Origin of the sequence: Clostridioides sp. ES-S-0108-01, assembly GCF_020662285.1 — a bacterium.
Taxonomy (GTDB): Bacteria; Bacillota; Clostridia; order Peptostreptococcales; family Peptostreptococcaceae; genus Clostridioides.
The window spans coordinates 1-19,191 of sequence record NZ_JADGMN010000034.1 but is presented as its reverse complement, the minus strand read 5'-3'; the positions used below and the strand labels follow the sequence as shown (position 1 = coordinate 19,191).

25 protein-coding genes and 1 riboswitch are annotated in these 19,191 nt (G+C 27.5%); of the genes, 3 read left to right on the top strand and 22 right to left on the bottom strand.

The window, feature by feature from the left end; all coding sequences use genetic code 11:
* Window positions 1–124 precede the first annotated feature (124 nt).
* Window positions 125–367 (top strand): hypothetical protein, encoded by a 243-nt coding sequence (locus tag IR152_RS18760; protein WP_227453364.1) that lies wholly within the window; start codon window positions 125–127, stop codon window positions 365–367.
* Between the two features lie 431 nt (window positions 368–798).
* Here IR152_RS18760 and IR152_RS18755 read toward each other — a convergent pair whose 3' ends face one another.
* Window positions 799–1,182, bottom strand: coding sequence for a BlaI/MecI/CopY family transcriptional regulator (locus tag IR152_RS18755; RefSeq protein WP_227453363.1), 384 nt, complete (start codon window positions 1,180–1,182; stop codon window positions 799–801).
* A 228-nt stretch (window positions 1,183–1,410) separates the two neighbouring features.
* Window positions 1,411–1,507: riboswitch (cyclic di-GMP riboswitch) on the top strand.
* A gap of 53 nt (window positions 1,508–1,560) precedes the next feature.
* Between IR152_RS18755 and IR152_RS18750 the strand changes: the two genes are divergently transcribed.
* Together IR152_RS18750 and IR152_RS20165 are read left to right on the top strand one after the other, a co-directional pair.
* Window positions 1,561–1,737, top strand: coding sequence for a hypothetical protein (locus IR152_RS18750; RefSeq protein ID WP_227453362.1), 177 nt, complete (start codon window positions 1,561–1,563; stop codon window positions 1,735–1,737).
* An 83-nt stretch (window positions 1,738–1,820) separates the two neighbouring features.
* Window positions 1,821–1,949 carry a hypothetical protein gene (locus IR152_RS20165; RefSeq protein ID WP_255625019.1) on the top strand — a complete coding sequence of 43 codons (129 nt, stop codon included), beginning with the start codon at window positions 1,821–1,823 and terminating at the stop codon, window positions 1,947–1,949.
* A gap of 377 nt (window positions 1,950–2,326) precedes the next feature.
* Here the strand turns inward: IR152_RS20165 and IR152_RS18745 are convergent, their stop codons facing one another.
* The 21 genes from IR152_RS18745 to IR152_RS18655 all read right to left on the bottom strand — a co-directional run bounded on the left by IR152_RS18745 (window position 2,327) and on the right by IR152_RS18655 (window position 18,924).
* Complete coding sequence (locus IR152_RS18745; RefSeq protein ID WP_227453361.1) at window positions 2,327–2,809, bottom strand: hypothetical protein; 483 nt, start codon at window positions 2,807–2,809, stop codon at window positions 2,327–2,329.
* Complete coding sequence (locus IR152_RS18740) at window positions 2,802–5,219, bottom strand: S8 family peptidase (RefSeq protein WP_227453360.1); 2,418 nt, start codon at window positions 5,217–5,219, stop codon at window positions 2,802–2,804. The genes IR152_RS18745 and IR152_RS18740 overlap by 8 nt, the downstream gene beginning before the upstream one ends.
* Window positions 5,216–6,319, bottom strand: a complete 1,104-nt coding sequence (locus tag IR152_RS18735; RefSeq protein ID WP_227453359.1) for an AAA family ATPase — start codon at window positions 6,317–6,319, stop codon at window positions 5,216–5,218. The genes IR152_RS18740 and IR152_RS18735 overlap by 4 nt, the downstream gene beginning before the upstream one ends.
* Before the next feature lie 413 nt (window positions 6,320–6,732).
* The gene (locus IR152_RS18730) at window positions 6,733–7,539 is read right to left on the bottom strand and encodes an N-acetylmuramoyl-L-alanine amidase (RefSeq protein ID WP_227453358.1); all 807 of its coding nucleotides are present in this window, start codon (window positions 7,537–7,539) and stop codon (window positions 6,733–6,735) included.
* The gene (locus IR152_RS18725; protein WP_227453357.1) at window positions 7,539–7,796 is read right to left on the bottom strand and encodes a phage holin family protein; all 258 of its coding nucleotides are present in this window, start codon (window positions 7,794–7,796) and stop codon (window positions 7,539–7,541) included. Before IR152_RS18725 ends, IR152_RS18730 begins: the two co-directional genes overlap by 1 nt.
* Before the next feature lie 84 nt (window positions 7,797–7,880).
* Window positions 7,881–8,042 carry a hemolysin XhlA family protein gene (locus tag IR152_RS18720; RefSeq protein WP_413927520.1) on the bottom strand — a complete coding sequence of 54 codons (162 nt, stop codon included), beginning with the start codon at window positions 8,040–8,042 and terminating at the stop codon, window positions 7,881–7,883.
* A 34-nt stretch (window positions 8,043–8,076) separates the two neighbouring features.
* Complete coding sequence (locus tag IR152_RS18715; RefSeq protein WP_021364182.1) at window positions 8,077–8,214, bottom strand: XkdX family protein; 138 nt, start codon at window positions 8,212–8,214, stop codon at window positions 8,077–8,079.
* 165 nt (window positions 8,215–8,379) lie between these two features.
* Window positions 8,380–8,514 carry a hypothetical protein gene (locus IR152_RS20160; protein WP_255625018.1) on the bottom strand — a complete coding sequence of 45 codons (135 nt, stop codon included), beginning with the start codon at window positions 8,512–8,514 and terminating at the stop codon, window positions 8,380–8,382.
* Window positions 8,511–10,361, bottom strand: a complete 1,851-nt coding sequence (locus tag IR152_RS18710) for a phage tail protein (protein ID WP_227453356.1) — start codon at window positions 10,359–10,361, stop codon at window positions 8,511–8,513. Before IR152_RS18710 ends, IR152_RS20160 begins: the two co-directional genes overlap by 4 nt.
* On the bottom strand, window positions 10,354–11,001 hold the full coding sequence (locus IR152_RS18705; RefSeq protein ID WP_227453355.1) for a YmfQ family protein: 648 nt from the start codon (window positions 10,999–11,001) through the stop codon (window positions 10,354–10,356). Before IR152_RS18705 ends, IR152_RS18710 begins: the two co-directional genes overlap by 8 nt.
* Window positions 11,001–12,128 (bottom strand): baseplate J/gp47 family protein, encoded by a 1,128-nt coding sequence (locus IR152_RS18700; protein WP_227453354.1) that lies wholly within the window; start codon window positions 12,126–12,128, stop codon window positions 11,001–11,003. Before IR152_RS18700 ends, IR152_RS18705 begins: the two co-directional genes overlap by 1 nt.
* Window positions 12,129–12,136: 8 nt before the next feature.
* Window positions 12,137–12,595, bottom strand: a complete 459-nt coding sequence (locus IR152_RS18695; RefSeq protein ID WP_227453353.1) for a DUF2634 domain-containing protein — start codon at window positions 12,593–12,595, stop codon at window positions 12,137–12,139.
* Window positions 12,570–12,935, bottom strand: a complete 366-nt coding sequence (locus IR152_RS18690) for a hypothetical protein (RefSeq protein ID WP_227453352.1) — start codon at window positions 12,933–12,935, stop codon at window positions 12,570–12,572. Before IR152_RS18690 ends, IR152_RS18695 begins: the two co-directional genes overlap by 26 nt.
* The gene (locus IR152_RS18685; RefSeq protein WP_227453351.1) at window positions 12,928–13,890 is read right to left on the bottom strand and encodes an XkdQ; all 963 of its coding nucleotides are present in this window, start codon (window positions 13,888–13,890) and stop codon (window positions 12,928–12,930) included. The genes IR152_RS18690 and IR152_RS18685 overlap by 8 nt, the downstream gene beginning before the upstream one ends.
* On the bottom strand, window positions 13,887–14,558 hold the full coding sequence (locus IR152_RS18680) for a LysM peptidoglycan-binding domain-containing protein (RefSeq protein WP_227453350.1): 672 nt from the start codon (window positions 14,556–14,558) through the stop codon (window positions 13,887–13,889). Before IR152_RS18680 ends, IR152_RS18685 begins: the two co-directional genes overlap by 4 nt.
* 302 nt (window positions 14,559–14,860) lie before the next feature.
* On the bottom strand, window positions 14,861–15,013 hold the full coding sequence (locus IR152_RS18675; protein WP_021362740.1) for a type I toxin-antitoxin system toxin: 153 nt from the start codon (window positions 15,011–15,013) through the stop codon (window positions 14,861–14,863).
* Window positions 15,014–15,619: 606 nt separating this feature from the next.
* Window positions 15,620–15,796, bottom strand: coding sequence for a hypothetical protein (locus IR152_RS18670; RefSeq protein WP_227453349.1), 177 nt, complete (start codon window positions 15,794–15,796; stop codon window positions 15,620–15,622).
* A 58-nt stretch (window positions 15,797–15,854) separates the two neighbouring features.
* Window positions 15,855–16,721 (bottom strand): Bro-N domain-containing protein, encoded by an 867-nt coding sequence (locus tag IR152_RS18665; RefSeq protein WP_227453348.1) that lies wholly within the window; start codon window positions 16,719–16,721, stop codon window positions 15,855–15,857.
* Between the two features lie 121 nt (window positions 16,722–16,842).
* Window positions 16,843–16,974 (bottom strand): ribbon-helix-helix, copG family protein, encoded by a 132-nt coding sequence (locus IR152_RS20155; RefSeq protein WP_021400200.1) that lies wholly within the window; start codon window positions 16,972–16,974, stop codon window positions 16,843–16,845.
* 224 nt (window positions 16,975–17,198) lie between these two features.
* Window positions 17,199–17,828, bottom strand: a complete 630-nt coding sequence (locus tag IR152_RS18660) for a hypothetical protein (protein WP_227453347.1) — start codon at window positions 17,826–17,828, stop codon at window positions 17,199–17,201.
* A gap of 508 nt (window positions 17,829–18,336) precedes the next feature.
* Complete coding sequence (locus tag IR152_RS18655) at window positions 18,337–18,924, bottom strand: hypothetical protein (RefSeq protein WP_227453346.1); 588 nt, start codon at window positions 18,922–18,924, stop codon at window positions 18,337–18,339.
* Window positions 18,925–19,191 lie beyond the last annotated feature (267 nt).

Sequence of the window (19,191 nt, the reverse complement as noted above, 5' to 3'; positions counted from 1 at the left end):
TTGATAGTTGTGATAGAAAGGATTTTCACCTTTCAATTCGTTTTATTAGTTTGAATTAATTATATTAATCCACTTGCTTTTGTTCCTCAACTAAAGGCTTTTATATGCAAGAACTGGACGCACCATGGAAGAAGACAATGACATAATCCCTCCTGCAACTACTATAGATAAATTAAATTTAGAGAAAAATCAAATACCTACTTTAATAGAAATATATATGCCTATTCACCGCAAAGCTATAGAAAATTACTCTATTAAAAAGACACTTACTATACCTCAATGGCTTAATAGAGAAGCTGAGAAACATAAGGTTAATTTTTCTCAGATACTTCAAGAAGCTTTAAAAAATCATCTTAATATTCATTAGATATTAGAGCAGTATAACTGCTCTTTTATATAAAAACTTATAAAGGAAGTGTACATATATGAACATCAAATCAGCTTTATAAGAAAAAGAGCGGAAAAATTCTATGTATATGTGGAGTATATAGAAGAAACAATTGGCAAAAGAAACAAAAAATTATGGGAGATATGAAAAGAAAAAGGATGCTGAAAAACATTTAATTGAAATAAAGTCCACTATAAACAATAATAAGTTATTGACATTGGTATTATGCCATATCTTTATTTGTAAATGTTGTTATTCCAATATATTCATGTCTTTTTTATATGCTTTTGTCAGTTAAATGTCAGCAAAATATTTTATCCACAATTTTTACATAAGTTTTCCACAACTTATACACAATATTATCCACAAGGAAAAAGGTAACACTTATATTAGTAGCTACCTTTTATTTATTAATCTTCATCCTTCCAGCTTTTTATCCATTCTCCTATTTCCATTATTTTTTCTTCTGTTATTTCTTCTCCGTCATGTAGTTTTAATATTAATTCTGATAAAGGATTATTATGTAAACCTCCAAAAATTCTTTTCCCTTCTAATTTAAGATATTCTTTTTCTTTTATTAATATTGTATAATGTGTGTGTTTACCTATTTTTTTAGAAGCTAAAAAACCTCTTTTGGTTAACCTTAATAAAAGTGTTAGTGTTGTAGTTTGTTTCCAGCCATATATTTTTTCTATTTCATCTGCAACATCTTTTGATATTACAGTTTTATAACCAGAGTTCCAAATGAATTTCATAATTTTTAATTCTGCATCTGGTAATTTTTTATTTAGCATAATATATTCCTTCTTTCAATTTATGTCACTTCCTCAAATTTATCTAACTTAAATTAATAATAGGAGCTTTTTATCATAAAAACTACAGGTAAGTTTTACCATATATTCTGAACATTTAATCTATTTTTATATTTAAAAAATATTATTCACACCTATAAAATTATTTAATTTTCAAACAATCTTGTTGAACAATAACTAATTCTATTGTATTATTTTAGTTGTAGAATAAAACTAAATCGGCAAAACTAGAGAAATTTAGTGACGCAAAGCTATAGGGACTAAGACTTATAGAATATCTTATGAGTTATGTCAGCCAGTTGCCAAAAAGATATATTCTTTTTGTTTTTACGAAAGTTTTTTAGGGGGATAATAATATATATGTTTAGAGATAAAATGGATAAATGTACTCATATGTTGACTGCTTATATCGGTAGTCCATATGATTATTGTAATTTTATAGATACACAGTTAGATGATTTTATACTAGAGTACGGAGAAAATGTGGTAGAATCTTGCTTACATCAAGTAATGGTATTGGTAAGTAAGTATAATTAGATAGATTTTGTTTTCTAGAGAACCCTTTTTAGTTTTATCTACATTTAAACAATAAACAACTAGAAATAACTCGAAGTTTTGACTTGGATAATCTCATTTGTACTGCAACAGAGATTTTGAAAGATAATGAGATTGATTTAATAATTATTGATGAAAAAAATAATGTTGTTTGGAGAAATGAAAAAAGCACTCCCGCTCATGAGAATGCTTAGTTGTAGAAATAGAAGTGTACTGCGAATACACTTCTATTTTTTTATTATATCATTAATTTTGTGTATGAAAAAGACCTATTTAAATCGTTTCTAAGGTATGTTGAGTAAGGTTATTGATAGTTTTTTTATACCTTAATGTATTTCAAAAAAATAAGCACTCTTTTTATAGGAGTGCTTTGGTGTATGTTAATGTATATATCTAATACAATTATAACATGTCTTATGTTCTAGTATGATAATTTTCGTTCGTATTATTATTACATGTTATACTATATAGTTTTATGTATCCTGTTAATATTTGAAATTTTTTAATGCCTTTTTTATTTTGAAATCATTCTAATCTGAATAAACAAATTAACTTTATTAGAAAACGATTATTAAATTTTAGTCTTTATCTTATCCAGAAAATGTTTAGCCAATATTAAGGCTAGGAATATTACAAGCAATATTATAATTATAATAGATGTAACACAAGTAGGTATATGTACTGAGTTTTGTATCCCTAGTTTTAATTCTGAAAATACATCTGTAAGCTGGTTAATTATTAATCCAACCAAAGTTGCTATTATTATCCCATCAAATAAAAAACTAGCTAAATTTTTTATATAATTTTGTTTTTCTTTATTTTCATATTTATTTATCAATTCTTTCTCTAAAGTCTCTAATTTTAGTGCATTTTCATCCTCCAATTGCTTTAATATTTCTTTCTTTTTAATTTCTCCTATACTCTCATTAAGCGATTGCATCATCAAGTCTGTATAGTTAATTCTCTGACTTTCAGACAGGTTTTCAGCATTTATACAAAAATGTTCATAAATTATTTTTCTAATTGCAGGTATAGCGATTTTTTGACTACTCATCCCAATCTCCTGTTATTATTTTATCTAACAATTCATTTATTTTTAAAGCATCATCTTTTATATCTTCTTTTACTTCAACATTAGATTCTAATATAATATTTGTATAGCTAAAATTATTTTGATCTAACAATCCTGTAACCTCATCATATATTTTATTCTGTTTATTTTTATTGTCAATCATTGTAATCAAAACACAAAACTCTTGGCTTAAATCGTATCCATATTTTTCTGCCTTTTTTTCAGCTGCATCTCTATAAAGCCCTTCTATTTTTAAGTACCAATTCCTCTTTTCATTTAGGTATTTTATTTTATTTGATGGTGTAATATCATCCAAATCGACTGCATATTTTTTTACTGGATAATATTTGTCACCATACTGGATTAAAAGTTTTTCTTTTCTAGAAAATTCAGTAGTTTTATTTTTTAATTCTTTTTTACTATAACAAGATGTATTTAGTAAATTTTTACCATCAACTTTAGTTATAGGATTCTTTATTCTAGGAATAGTTAAATCCTGCAATTCTTTTCTATCATATGTTCCTAAATACACCTTTAAATCGGATTGGCAATATTCTGATGCTTGATTATAGTCTAAAATTGGATTATAAACAACAGTTACTACAATTTGACCATAGTAATGATTTTTGTTTATCATTGTTTTAGGATATGGAAAATCTAAAATTTCTATAAATTCTCCTTTACTCAATTGATCCCTCATCACTAATGTAATTTCATTGCTATTATTATATAACGCATCATTAATATTTTTAGGTACCCCAAACCCAAGTTGATTAAGTTTTTCACTTGTTGGCATATCAAGGTTTTCGGGATAATTAGCATTATGTATAGCAATTGATTTTATTAATAAAGAATCAAAATCTCCTTTCAACTCATTTTGTATACCAGCTAATATGCTGGCTACCCTAGGAGTCGAAAAACTTGTACCTATATCTTGTATTATTTTTCCATCTTTAGAAAAAGATTTTATTCCTGTAATAGATAACTCATTTTCCGATGTTATACCTACATTTCCACCATAATGTACTAAATCAGGTTTTATTATAAAATTCGGACCTCTACCAATGCGTGTAAATGGAGAAGGATAATTTTTTTCAACTAAATCATATTCTGATTTATCTTGAGCTATTGAACCAACTACAATAGACCTTACACTATCTGCTGATTCAGATATTCTAGCTTTTGGAGCTCCGTTTAGAAAACCGCTACTATTTCCAGCAGACTTGCATATTAAAACATCATATTTATCTTGAAGTCTATCTAGTGCGATACCAAAATCTGAAAATTTATTAATTGAAGCTTCTTTATCTGTTCCTATAGATAGATTCCATATCTTTACTTTATCACTATACCTTTTTAAACAGTTCTCTATATCTTCGATAAGAATATCTTGATCCATATTACTACTAGTGCTAAATATTGATGCATCAAAAACTTTGCAACCATTTATTCCTGTATAATTCTTATTTTCTAAATCATCCCCATAAGATAAAATGCCTGCAATAAAGGTTCCATGCTCTTTACTTAAATCCTCCTCTGAGTATACTACATTTTTTTCTTGTAATACCCATTCGCTTAAGTATTTATTTTTTTCAATACCATCATCAAAAACGCCTACTACAGGATATATTTTATCTGTATCTGGCCTTTTAACATCTAATTCCACATCAGATTCTTTAAAATTAAATTCACAAATAGAATATTTAGGCATATCCTCAATTGAATAAAGAGCATTAAAATCTCTTACTACTTGCATTGAAGTTTTATCATATTTCTCTAATTTATAGATTATCATTTTATCTGTATAATAAGTTTTTTTAAATTCAATTCTATTATTTTTACATAATGTTTCAAATAAGTTATTAATTGCCATATCTAATTCATAATCTCCATAGCTAATTAATTTCACTTTTAAATTACCCTTTTCATCTTCATCATAGTGTATATTTGGTTCAAAATTATTAATTTCTTCAACAGCAGATATAGCTTCTCTATTTCTATCAATTTTTTTTATTTGTTCCTTAATCAAATTTAAATCATCTTCATTATCAATTTTAATTATAATGCTATTATTATCTAGCATTCCCACCACATTATATTTTCCGCCAACGTTGAATAGATTAGTAATTTTTTTTCTATAAGATTTTGCTAAAGCATTTTCATCTATACTTGCAACTGCTGTAAATGGTATAAAACCATTTTTTTCATCTCTTTCTTTAAAATAATTCTTACAGAACCTCAAACTATGAATTAAACTTTCAGAACGTTTTATTGCTTCTGAATCGTCCAATGCCCATTTAGGTAATTCAGAACTCCCCATACCTTCTACATATCGTTCATCTAAGTTTTCTCTTTTGCTAAACATCTTTATTGGAAGCTTTTTATCTTTCATTCTTTAATCTCCTCACTTTCAATTAAAACTGAATCTACTTTTCTTATTGGTACATTTAACATTTTAAATATACTTCTTTTAGAAACACCATGCTTCTTTAAAAATATGATTGCTTTTTCTATGTCTTTTAGACTATGATTTTTATATAAATATATTTCATATAAAAATTCAGGAAATTCAATTCTATTTTTGTTTTCTAAAACACTTTTTCTTATCACATTAGAACATACATTTTTTATATCTGCTGCTGACAATCCATATAAAGCATTAGATATAAAAGCATTTTTTTTTGAATTGTCTTTGAAATCATAGTCCATTTTGTTTAAATATTCTTTTACTAACAAAGGTATTTGTTCAAGTGATGGTTTTAAAACTTCGATAGAAATAGAAAATCGTCTCCATATCGCAGAATCTAACAGTTCATGATGATTTGTAGCTGCTATTAAAATATTATTTTCATTAAAATTATCAATGTTTTGCAACAAACTATTTATAACTCTTTTTAACTCTCCTAGCTCCTGTTTATCGTCCCTTGCTTTTGCTATAGCATCAAATTCATCTAAAAATAATATACATGGTCTACTATTAGCATAATCAAATATTCGCCTAATATTTTTGGATGTACTTCCAAGTAAAGAGGATATCAAAGAATCAAATCTAACCATAACCAAAGGTAGATTAGTTTTATATGAAATTAGTTTTGCTATACTAGTTTTCCCTGTACCTGGATATCCATATAACAACAATGAAGTTGCATTATTTATACCTAACTTATGCAAATCTTCTCTTTTATCTATTGATAAAATAAACTCTTCTATTCTTTCTTTTACATCATCATTTAATATCAAATTTATATCTTCACTAGGGAATATCACGTCTGCTATTTTTAATCTAGTATCTTGATCAACAGGTGAATTTAAAAAACTATCTAAATAGGTTGTACTAGCACTATTTTTTTCTAATATTGTATTAATTTTTTTTGCAAATTTTTCTTCACCATCTTTAATTAAATTCTCAGATAATATTTTGCTATAGGATACGACTTTATTTCTATCTTTATCTAAACCCCCTTCTATTATTTTTAATATTTCTGTATACATATTTTCATCATTCTCCTTTCTTTAATTATATACCAAACGTTTATTTTTTGCTAGTTTATGTTTATTTTATTATATTATGTGTGCTTTATATGCTATAAATACATGTTTTTTAATTATTTTCGTGTATATTATAATCTAATAAAGATTACAATCTAACAATCTTCTTCATTTGCTATCTTATAGCCTTTATTAAATTGCAATCTAAAAAGAGACAGCTATTTTAAGTTGTAGCTGTCTCTTTTATATATTTATTTTAACCATATATACCTAATATAATAGTAATTATGCATAAACTTTTTTGATTTTATGAATATTTTATGATTATCTTTAATATATCACTTTTTATTTTGTAAATTGTCGTGATAGTGACACAAAATATAAGCAAAGTGTAAATGGGATTATAAAATTTTAATCTATCTATTAATAAAATCTAATGCTTTGTAAAGTGTATCAAACCTATCATTACCTTTTATCATAGTGTATCTTTCTTTAGTTATAGAACCTATCTTATTACATGCTCCTCCGCCTACAACATATAAGTTCTCTGTCTGACCGGGTACATAATCTTTTATATCACATATCAATATTTTTTCATCATTATAACCCCAACCAACCACAGTTGCAGGGATTTTATCAACTTCTCCATCATAAACGACTGTATGTTTATACATGATTTTTCCTTCACTATTCTCTTTATTATCTATAGTTTTATTTAAAATACCTTCTGCTATTAATTTGGCAACTATATCTTTATGTCTAATATAATAATCTATATCTGCTTTACTATCTACGAAGCACACTTCTATTAATATTGCTGGTGCTTTTGTATGACTAAGCCAATACAAACCCCTTACATCTGATTTGACACCTCTATTTTTGAATACTGTTGCTAATTTATCATTAACTCTTTCAGCATATACTTTGCCATTGTTAGTTTTATATATTGTTTCTGTACCCATTGGATTTAGGGTTGTATTATTTGCATTGAAGTGAATTTGTACTGCTAAGTCTACATCTTGTTTATTGGCTATTTGACATTGCTCTGCTAAGTAATTACTAGATTTATCTATCTTACCAGTATATACAGTTGCTCCACCTTGTTTTAACCATTTAACTATTAGTTCTGTTAGAATTCTGTTTTCTTCTCCTTCATCTATATAGCCAACTGCTCCTGTTCCTTTTCCTGTTAGTGTATGTCCTGGTACTATTGCTATTTTCATTATTTATTTTTCTCCTTTAACTGTTTGTAAGTTTGATTTATACCTATTGATATACCCCAGCAAATCACACCTTGTAAAACTGCATCAGCATTTAACCCTAACATCCATACTGAAAAACCTATTCCAAGTACTAATAACACTACTGGAATATACTTGTTATCTAACTGTTTATACTTCTTACAACCTGCTCCTATAACATAAAGAGCAGCAACTAAAATTAGTAACTGCTCTGGTATGAAACTTATTAAATTATCCATATATTTTCCTCCTAATTAAAATATTCCTCGCTGAATAGCAAATATAAAGAATCCTACAAGTGTTGTAATCATTGTTCCAATTAGTCACTTGAGCATACTTGTAAGTGAGTTTAAGTTCTCGCATAATGCTTTTAACTCTGCTTTAGATTCAATATTTGCTATCTTTAATTCGTCTATTTCTTCTCCATGCTTATTTATTCTTGTTTCATGTCTTTTTAAATCTGCTTCGAAAAGTTCTTCATTCATGTAAGCCTCCTAATTTTTGATATTAAAAAAAAGACTATGCTATATAGTCCTCTCCTACAATTTCTTTATATTCTGTTGCTGTTATCTTATTCTTTTCTACTGCTGTTTTAACTTGCTCTTTAGTCCAATTACCATTATTATAGAAATCTGTTATTATCTTATACCAGTTCATTTATATCACCCCATTACTCATTAATTGAAATGTTAAATCTGCTATTGCTTGTTCTGTAGAATTTACTTTATCTTCTATGCTACTTTTAATATCTGTATATCTATAGAAAACCTCTTTAGTATCTATGTTTATAAATAACTTTGCTTCTTTATTTTCTATATATTGTTATACTGGTAATTCATCAACTAAAATTCCACTTTTTAAATCTTCTTCACCTAATACACTTGGTTCATAGTGTATCATTCCAATATATTTTATATTTTGTTCCTCTGTATCCATTAAATTTCCTAAATAAATCATAATTCTTCTCCTTTTTCATCTGAATAAACCTTTTTTGATAATACATTTCTGTAAATATTATAATTAATAAAAAAAACTAGATTATTAATTATAATGATGTTTTCTCCCGGATAACCGATATAAAGTATGTCACAATATTTAATTGTCTTAAAAGTATTTAAATCTTTTTTCTGAAAAGGGTGGCTAGAATTTGGCTGTATGACATATAAATATCCATTATATATATCAAAGTTTGTGCAATAACTAGCATCATCAGAAATAATCAAATTTAAATTTGCATCATATTTGACTAAACCGCTTTTATTACTACTATCAACTTCAATACTTGCATATCTATCAGATACAAAAACAAAATCGTTTAAAAACTTAATATTTTTTTCAGATAAATATCCTCCAATTCTAAAATTCTTAGCAATAGTAAAATCAAAATTTATTTTAGTTAGATAACAATCTGTGCGAGTACTTGAACTTGAACTTGAATGTTCTGTTGTAGCATAAATACCATTCTTATTGCAAACAAACTTACCTCCAGTAAAATTATAAATACTATTTGATACTAAATTCTTAGTTAAGACTATATACATATCAGATATTCTAATTTTATGAAGTGTCGAAGAGGTTTCACCTCCATATATTCCATAAATATAGTCATCATAGGTACATAATTTATAATAAGCACCTTCTATAGATTGTATCTCTCTCCCTGTTGTTTTATTTATTTTATATAATTTAGTATTATCAGATATAAATAAATATTCTTGAGTAATGCAAATGCATGAGAAGTTAGCACTAGCTAAAGTAATATCAAAAGCTACAGATTCATCAATTGCATTAATTTTAATTAAATGTGTATTTACAATAACATAAAAGTAAGGTTTCTCACATTCAAAAGCTTTTAAATTTCCTGAATATTTATCAATATATTTAAAAGAACCATTTGCTATTAAATATGAAGTATAGCCAGATAAATTTGTTTCTCTTAAATCCAATCTGCCCTCTTTTTTATTAACTTTTCCCTTTATTTCTTCCCATGTATCACTTGTAGCAACCTCAGCACCCTTGGAGTTTAATGCTGTTACTACATTATTTTTAGCATTAACTCCACTTTGAAAAACCTCTTTCAATGCTCCTTCTACATTATCACTTTCAAATAAGTTATCTGTATCTTTTATACTCGTTTTCTCTGCTGTTGTTTCTATACTATCTACACTAGTTTTTACCTCATTAATTGCACTAACTATATTTGTTTTATCTGTTGTTTCAAGTAGTGTTGTATCTCCTATTTTATTATTAATCTCTGTCTTAGCAGTTTCTATGTTGTTTGTTAACTCTGTTTTGGTTGTATCAATTTTAGTGTCTAACTTATTGATATTTGTTAATATTTTTTCTTCATCTTTTTTAGTTAAAAATATTGCAGTAGGGTCAACAACTAAGGTCACTTTCTCTACATTAGATACCTCTATAATAAATTTTAAATACAAATCTTTCATAGCTCCATTGCCAACTTTTGGCTTATATGTTTCAGGACTTTTACAAACTGCAATCATATCTCCTTCATTATCTATGAGAGCCATTTCTCTAACTGTAAATCCACCTATTGAACCAGGTACACATGCTGTTGCAATAATCCAATTAGGATTATTTTCATCCTTGTCAAACGCATTTATATTACCTTCCCAAACTACATTTTTGAGTCCTGTTTGGTCTTCTGTTGGATTGTAATAGCTTCCTCCTCCATCACCTGCTTGAATCTTCTCTAGTACTACTGATTTACCTAGCATTCCTGCATTAGCAATTTTAGCTTTACCTATATTTGTAAGTATAGTGTAAAATTGTTCATCAGCCATTTATACCACCTCCTTTTGGATATACTGTCAATATTTCTGAACTCATGTTATGGGCTAATGCAAACTTAGCTTTTACATTAGCTTTTACTTCTTTACTTGAATAAGGATATACTGTTATTTCTTCACTCATAATTGTTGTCTGCGCAAAATAAGTTTTACTTTTTAATAAAGATACTAACTTATAACTTACAGATAAGTGAGAAGGTTTTATAACATTTACTCTCTTATATAAATCTTCTAAATCTCGAGGAAAACCTTGAGTACCAGTTAATTCAACACCAAAAGTATATGGAGATATGTTTTCATTTATTTTTATATTTGCACCTGTATAAGATTGAAGTATCATAGACATTCTTTTAGGTGTCATAATATATTTGCTTTGGAGCTTAGCAATGACTTTTCTTCTTCTAGTCTCTGTAGCTTCATCTAGATTAGTAGATAAACCTACTCTATTTTCCCAAAAACTTAAACCCCACGTTGCAGTCTGAGGAAATAATTGTAATTCTATTTCTTTATTTAATAACTCTAAATTATCAAATTCGCTTCCTATAGCTTCATATATAGAGTTCATAATTAAACTTTGCTCATATATCGGTGACAATGTAAGAAGCATTTCTCTACCTTTTTTAGAAGTTATCACTATATCACCTCATTAATTATCTCGCCTATTCCAACTACTTGGTCATTTAAAATAATATTTGCTGTTCCATCATTTATTGTCAAGTTAGAAAAATCTTGTATTCCTTCATCTGCAAGCATCATAGAACCTGTTAGTGCATAAATTGCATTATAAGAAACAGTACCTCCAATATCTATTTTATCGAGGTATTTATCTATTTTATTTTTTAAGATATTTAGCACAGTTTCTTGACCAAATCCATTTGAAAACACAAAACTAGCTTTTACATTAATTAGTAATGTTTGTGGAGTAGCTATAGTTACAATAGCACCTATAGGAGCTTTTCCATCTCTATTCCCTTCTACGTTTAATGGATATATATATTCTTGAACTTTATCTATCAATTCTTGTGTTGCTGCTTTTCTATTTTTATCTAGTATTAATACTTTTACTGTCCCTGCTCCAGCCCATTCGGGAACTACATAAGCATATCCAACTCCAGCTACTTCTTTAGCCCATCTTATATAATCTGAACTAGCTCCACTTAATCGGTCCTCTTGTTCTGACACAAGTACTCTTTCTCTAAAATGTTCTTCATCTTCTATATTTGTCCCGCCTTTAAAATCTTCTTTATTAGTAACAGATTTAATCCCATTAATAGAACCTAATAAAACAGATATACTGCCTTTAGATACATTTCCTATAATCCCTGCAATCCTACATTCTGCTTTAATATCTACTGTTTCATTTTCTCCTATAGTTTTAGTTTCAAGAAGCTCAAACTCTATACTTTGCTTTTCATCAGTTGCAACAGTAGTTACTACAGTCTCTTTTGTAATGATAGTTCCTTGTACTCCTGTAAATGTAATTGTTCCTATTGCTTTTGTAGGTTGATTTTTAAATACTCCTTTACATTCGCCAAGCCACTCTAAATAAATTCCATAGCTAGTTTGAGGAAATGCAATCTTTAAATTATTTTGTAGTCCTAGTTGTTTTAACTGTGCAGCTTCTTCTGCTGTAGGTCTTGTTGCATCATAAATAAAGTCCCCTTCTAGTGTGCTCACATCTTGAAAGTTGCTTAACATTCTTTCATGTATAGTGTCTTCATCTTCTGTTAAAAATACTGGTATAGGTAGTTCTCTTTCCATATAATCACCTACCTTTTTATGTTTCCATCTATAGTTATATTTTCATCATCTATTGTTAGTACATCAAATTCATAATTAACAAGTCTACTATTTTCAAGCCAATTGAATATAAAATTACTCACTTCTTTTGTATATGGATGAACTAAAATAGTTTCTTTTATTAACCTAGATATTTCAAGTTCTTTAGCACTTTGAGATAGGTTACTAGCAATTAAATCTTTTATTTCACTTCCATATACACTAGAATAAGCTGACCTTTTATATCTAGGTGTTAATATAGCTTTTTGACACCATTGTTTGTATGCATCTACCTTGTTACATTTTTTTAATGTTCCATCTGCATTTTTAACAAATTCACCTTTTATAAAGTCAAATAAGAAAGAACCCTTTAGCTCCAGTTCACTTTCATTATTATTTTTTAATTCTATAGTTTCAAAAGTTTCACTTTGAGGAAATAGATTTGGCATTTACAACCCTCCCAATCACAACAAAATCAGCTCCCATAATAGCTACTAACACATTATCACCTATACTTAGTGGCTTTAATTCTTGTGGAGTTTCTATTTTATGTTTATGTCTATATTCTCCACTTAAAGCTTCATCTGAAAAAGTAAAATAGTCCTCTTTTAATGTTAAATTCTCTAATACTAGATAATCCTGTATTTCATCTTTATAACCATTAACCTTAAGCCCATTTTCTGTTATTTCTGCGAGTTCGCAACCTATTCCAAAAACTCCATCATTAACACTTTTATTCATTTTTTCTTTCAATATTCTAGCAACTCCATTAAATCTAGCATCAGTCATTTGTATAAAACTTCCTCCTTATATATTCTAAAGTCCCTATATTGAGCTTCATTTTCGGTGTAGAATCTAGTGTATGAGTAACATCTATAACATAATACTCTTTACCTTTTAGAGATACCTTGTCGCCTGCTCTTATTCTATTTATATCTACTACACAATCAACACTTATTGTTTCTTCTCCCGAATTGAACATTGTTTCTGCTGCTTTCTTAGCTTCTTTTGCATTTTTTATCTTTTCATCTTGTTTAATCTTTTGTAGAGTTCCAAACTTATCAGCATCTTTTTTATAAGTTCCAATAACAGATGCTTTTGTATTTTCGTCTTTACTCTTACCTAACACTTTTACACTTGTTACTGCATCATTAAAACTACTAGTAAAATTTGCATCTTCTAATATACTATCTAACTTATATACATTTGCATTAGTTCCTAGTTTGAATAGTTTTAATTTATTATCCATTCTTACTCTAAATAAGTCTCCACCCTTACTTGCTGTTTCTTTTAAGTCTTTTTTAATCATATCTAAGATGTTAGTCTTATGTATTACTTTAGCAAGTTTCTTCCCTGTATTAGCTAGATTGTAGTAAGGTATGTTCCATTGTTTACAGTAATATTCAATTCTCTGTGTTGCTGTATTTTCTTTAAAACCATATTGTTCTTCTGATTCTTCCATATAAACTGTTCTTTCTCTGCAAGATAATGTCAGTTTCTTACTTTTTTCACTTCTTCTAGTTTCCCATATGACTCCATTAAAGATTATTTCTTCTTTTTTACTCTCATATGCTATATCAATTAGAACTATTTTATCACCTTTTTTAATATTTATATCTTGCAAAGTTTTAGTTTCTATCAAGGATACATCCATTTTATATGCAACTCCGTCTATAGCTTCACTTAATGTTATTCCCTCGTTAAAATTTGCAATATCATATTTTCCATTTAATATTATTTTCATTTAGAAGGTATCACCAGCTTTTGTCCTTTTTTTATTATATTTGGATTTTTACCAATAACTTTTTTATTTTCGAGTATATTGTAAATCTCTAGCCACCTTGAACCCTTACCTAAAAATTTCTTTGCAATACTCCATAATGTATCTGTAGATGTAACTGTATATATTTTGGTAGTAGTTTTATTGTTAGGTCTATTATCTTTTAAATCTGTTTTAGTATTACTTTTAGTTTCTTTTTTTAATGTCTCTATCTTCAATTCTCTATAAGTTCTAAATGTTATCTCAATGTCTCTATCTTCTTCTCTTCCTGCTGTTTGAGTATTGCTGAAACTAGATATTGTAACTAATCCATTGTAGCCAAAACCAGTTACAATAAGTCTTAGAGGTTCGGCTTGGTCTACCCATTTTTCAAGCATTGCAACTATTTCAGTAGGATTTTTTAACTCGCCATATCTGCAATAAGAAGCATCATATAAATTGGGTAAGAATGTCTTGAATGATATTTCTCTTATCTTCTCGCCTTCTTTTTTAATGTCAAATTCACCTAGATTTACTATATCAACAGTTTCAAATCTTTTTTCTTTTTTTATAGATAAAGAATCTTGTGGGTTTACTGGAAAATGAAAATCTATTTTTTCTTTTTCATTTTTTAGGTATATGTCTATTACCAAGTTATCACTTCCTTTCTAAAGTATTTTTTAACATTACACCGCAGTTTTCTTACCATATATTCACCTTCTTTGATTTTTTGTATAAAAAAACACCTACATGTTTGTAAGTGCTTACTGTATTTACAGTTTTACAATTAAATTTATTCATTAATTTATATTCATCATTATTTTGTATAAAAAATTCCATATTTTTATTGTTTAGAAAAAATATTATAGTCAATATTTTTTCTAATTTGTGGTATAATAAAAGCAAGAAGAACTACAATCTATTTAGTCGTAGAGTGGAGTTCATTAAAACTCAATCATTTCTTGGATTTAAACATAAATTTAAATTCAACTATTAGGTCACTCTTTGCACGAGAGTGGCTTTTTGCTTTTTTGATTAATTTACCAATTACGTAAGCTATTAGAGTAGCTGTTAAGCTAGCTAATACGCCAATCAAAAAATTATCCATACATACACACCTCCCTTCTATACGTTGGGAGGATAATCTTTTGTATGAACTCCACTCTATAAATTGTAGATTACATCTTCTTGCTTACAACTATTATAGCACATAATTCTTACATATTTTTCCTATTTATTACTTTTTTCATTATAATCACATCCTTTCAATAAAAAAACACCTACTATTTAAGTAAGTGTTTTTAGTATTTTTAATTTTAAGTCCACATAGTTAATATAAAATTTGACCCTTCATCTCTACATTACGATAGACTTAATTACTTTACATACCACTTAGTTAATATAAAATTCTAGCTTATTTTTTATATTCGATTCTAAAATCTAACTTTACATACCACTTAGTTAATATAAAATCCCAAAATAAATTGAGTATCTTCAATACTTACACACATAAAACTCTCTCAAATTTGCAGTGAGCGGATAATAGTGCAATTGATAACACTTATCAAACCTTCTCAATGCCTTGTATCTCAACTGTTAAACCATACTTGAGTAGAAAAATCGCACACTGCAAAACTCTTACCTATATTATACCATTTTTTAACAGACAAAGCACTTGAAACAATAGAATATCCAATTGCTTTATCTATTCTATTTACTTATTTTCTCTCTCTTCTTGTTCTCTAAGAATACCTCTCAATATCTCTGCATATTCTTGAAATTTTTCTTCATCATTCTGTTTTAATTTATATAATAATGTAGCAAACTTCACAAAGTATTCTACATCTTCATCAGTTTTTAAATTGTACTCATTAAGTAAACTTTCACGCATTGTATTAATCCCCCTCAAAACTAAACTAAACTAAATTATTTAATACAATCTTATAAATTTACTCAATCTTGTATACTACATGATAATTCTTCTTCTCACCCTGTATCTTAGCAGGCTTATTATTATCATCTATCCAACACTTAACCTTATCTATTACACTTTTTGTATATTTATTTACAGTACCAGTCCAAGAACCATTTGTTTCCCAAACTCCCTTAACTTCATTTTCTTCTAATTTTATCTTTTTAATAATTTCACAAATAGCCATCTGAGCTGGTTTATTACTCTTAGAATATATTTTCAGTTTAGATGCTATTTGTTTTGTATCAAAATAATGTTCTTCTTCATCTATCTCGATTGGTAAATCAATTCCTGCCTTTTTATATAATGTCTTTGCTGTAAGTAACTTAGATTTATTGTCAAAGCCTGCATTGTCTAGCAACTCTTTTAACATAGATGTACTGTTATAAGCTAGCTGTAACTTTTCAATCTCACTTGCTTTTTCTCTTAACACTTGAGGGTCAGCGTTATTAGTTATGTATGCACCTGTTTGTCTTATGCTTGGTAAAACTTCTCGTCTAAGCCATTTTCTAAATTGAACACCGATAGGTTTGTCTGTATATTGTAAAAATCCATACAAACCATCTTCATAAAAAATAGTTATACTTCTAGCTTTATTACTAATTATATTATTTGAGACTACATTTAAAGTAGTTACAAAATCATTAAATTCATTTCCTTTCAATACATCATACTCTTGTTCAATCTCAAATTCTTCTGCTTTTATGCAATCCTGTATTGTTTTAGATACATCAGCATAATCGAATAATCCAACTATTTGATTAGCTATCCAACAAGATTTTCCTTTCCACATAAAAGTATAAATTTTACTTCCATTAAACTCTTTTACTATTAAATTTTCCATAACTATTACACTCCTTAATTTGAATTTTTTTAAGGAATGATGTATACTAACATTAGTATATTTGTAGTATACATCAATAGGGGTTACTCAATCTTTGGTCGGGGAGAGTGACCCTTATTTTTTATTCCTTCTCTTCTAACTTCTCAATACCTTTTCTTACAGCTTCATTTTTAGTAATACCATATTTTTTTGTATATGTTTCTAAAATTTCTTCATGCTTACTATCCAATCTAACTGTAATTCTTTTATTCATAGCAGTTTCCGTTTTAGGTCTGCCAACCTTATTTTTAGTTATAGTAATCACCTCCTGTATAATTATTGGCTGACACTTATTATTATAATTGATGTCTGCCAATAATTCAATAGGTTTTACTAATTTTTTCTAATTATTTTACCCAACCGACCAATTTGAGCAAAATAAAAGCACCTACCATAAAAGTAAGTGCCTCATTTTTGTTTCAAATCAACATTAAATCTTTATTCAAATTTTATTGTCCCTAACTCTATCCAGTTTTCTTTGTAAAGTTCTGGATATCTCTTTTTTAAATCTTCTTTAGATGCTCCATTATCCCCATAATTTATTGCTTCTTCTAAATTCGTATAATTTGTTAAATTATATTTTAATACGATTTCTTTGACATTCATCTTCTTCTCAGTTAATATTTTAACTTGTGCATCAAATTTATCATGTGCTGGAACTTCTTTATTATCTAACTTATCAGTCACTTTTATATCTTTAATTTTTTTATCCCAATCTGTGCCATCTTTATTCCATCCAGCTTCAAACAATTTTACAGGTCTATCTGTTGTATTCTCTACAGTTACATTTACAACCTTGTATTCATAATCTGCAGCCTTTTTTGCATCTGCCCCTACACCGAAATACTCTCCATTTTCATTAGGAGTTCCATCTTTATCATAATCGCCTTTCATTTCTTCTTTTGAAACACCTTTAACTGTAATTCTAATTCCATCTATTTCATTTGGATTAGACTTTTTTTCTATCTTAGGTACATCATCATAGTCTTCATTATCATCATTTGAGGAACATGCAACTACTCCTATACTTAGTAAACATAGTATGATTAATAAAAAAAATCTTTTCATTTCCTAAATCCTCCATATTTTTTTATTTTATAATATATTTCAACATAAAATATGGATTTACCTTTATTTTCATTAAATATCTAATTAATCATAATACATGTACTTACATATATCTAATAGTACAATGTTAATATAATCTCCTCTACTTTATTGAATAACAAAAGCACCTACATATTTGTAAGTGCTTCCTTTTCTTTATTTAATTTTGAATCTACATAGTTAATATAAAACGTGGGGAAAATTATCTAGTATCTATTAAAAATAGTAACTTTACATACCACTTAGTTAATGTAAAATATTAGTATTTATCCCCTCCAATGTTTGGCGACATTGCTTTACATACCACATAGTTAATATAAAACGAGCATTAAGTTTATATGAACAAGCAGAACAGATACTCTTTACATACCACTTAGTTAATATAAAATTATATTTCTTAAGTACTATTATAACATAATTTGACAAAATAGAGACACATGCTATTTAAGCAAATCTCTCTATTTTGTTTCTAATTTTTAAAATCTTTGAAAGAGAAAAACTCCATATTGTCTACACTATCAATATTATCTTGAACTTTCAAGAAATCATCTATGTTAATTTGATATGTTGTTTGACCACTTGAACCCACGAAATAAATTTCTGCTGAATCTATTCTAAATTCTTTTAACTTGTTAATCAAGTCTTTAGTAAATGCCTTGCAACTGCTTTCGTTATCAAAACTTGCATTTTGAACTTGTAAACTAAGTACATAGCTACCATCTGTATCTAGTACATCATTTGTATAATAGTTTCCTTTATACTCTGCTGAAATTGTTGACTCAACTTTTTTCTTTAATTCTTCCCCAGTTAATGTTTGTTTTTTTGTTTCCACTTTCCCTTTGTCTCCCTCTTGGGATTTTTTCTCTATTTCTTCTTTTTTCTTAACTTCTTCCTGTACTTTATTTTTAGTCTTGTCCTTGTCATTTTGCTCTTTTTTTATTCCTTCTGAATTGTTATTTGGAGTTTTCTCTTCTATAGAATCCATAAAAAATATTATACCTATTGATATTATGAAAAATACAAGGAAAGCAATTAGTAATCTTATAAATTTTTTCATATTCATCCTCCTCATAGACAGCTCTTTTGTAATCATATTATTATCACTGTATTTGTTTTATGGTGTTGTACAATTGTATTTGAATATATTAATTAAGATTACCTTTTAATGTTACAAAATCACTATACCATGCACCAGCTTCACTGCAATTTTTCTCATATTTCTCATAATATTTGTACTCATTTTTGTCTAAATATTTTATTCCATTTTTACACGCATCTTTTACCACGAAAAATGCTAATTGCAAGTTTTGTATAGCTTTATATT